1 protein-coding gene is annotated in these 800 nt (G+C 57.8%); it reads right to left on the reverse strand.

Annotated features, from left to right (window positions below; genetic code table 11):
* The coding region (locus BP822_RS01545; RefSeq protein WP_286877568.1) for a sulfide/dihydroorotate dehydrogenase-like FAD/NAD-binding protein at positions 1–686 on the reverse strand (686 nt) is incomplete at its 3' end.
* Positions 687–800: the final 114 nt, after the last annotated feature.

An 800-nucleotide genomic window follows, 5' to 3' on the forward strand; every position in this document is an offset into this window, starting at 1 on the left:
TCTCCTCCCACCTCCACCCGGCAGGCTCCGCACATCCCCGTTCCGTCCACCATGATCGGAGTCAGGCTCACAGTCGTATCCACTCCCGCAGCCCGAGAGGCATCCGAGGAGACCTTCATCATAAATGGACAGCCGTGGGCGAAGATCCTGTTGATCTTTTTTCCGGATTGCAGCTCCTGCTCGATGAAGTCATTGGCCCAGGCGGTCTTGCCGCAGCCTGTCACCACATGAACCTCGTCGCTGAATTCTCCCAGCCTGTCCGTCCAGAAGACGAAATCCGGGCCCCGGCCCTCCACCACGGTGATGACATAGTTGCCCTTCTCCTTGAGGGCCTTGACCAGTGGTAGCGAGGGCCCCACGCCGAAGCAGCCGCAGGCGCATATCACCCGGCCGAAGTTCTCGATCTCCGAGGGCTTGCCCAGGGGGCCGGCGATGTTGGCCACAGAATCGCCTTCACACATGGTGGATAGCTTTGCAGTGCTGGTTCCCAGGACATAGAAGACGATATCTACTGTTCCCTCTTTTTCGTCCCAGCCGGCAAGGCCCATGGGAATCCTCTCCCCTTTCTCGTCCACCCTGATGATCACAAACTGACCGGGCTTTGCGCTGCTGGCGATCTTGGGCGCCTTGAACTTCATATGAATGATATTGGGAGCCACTGTCTCCTTGGTTACTATCTCGTACATCTAGCCTCCTCGAACTTTATTCAGCGAATAGACCACTCCCGCCGGGGACTTTTTGGCGCAGCGGCATAGAGCGCTAGCGCATAAAAGCCAGCTTTTTGGGCCGCTTCTGGAATT

The sequence above is a fragment of the Methanosaeta sp. UBA458 genome, from assembly GCF_002496085.1.
Classification (GTDB): domain Archaea; phylum Halobacteriota; class Methanosarcinia; order Methanotrichales; family Methanotrichaceae; genus Methanothrix; species Methanothrix soehngenii.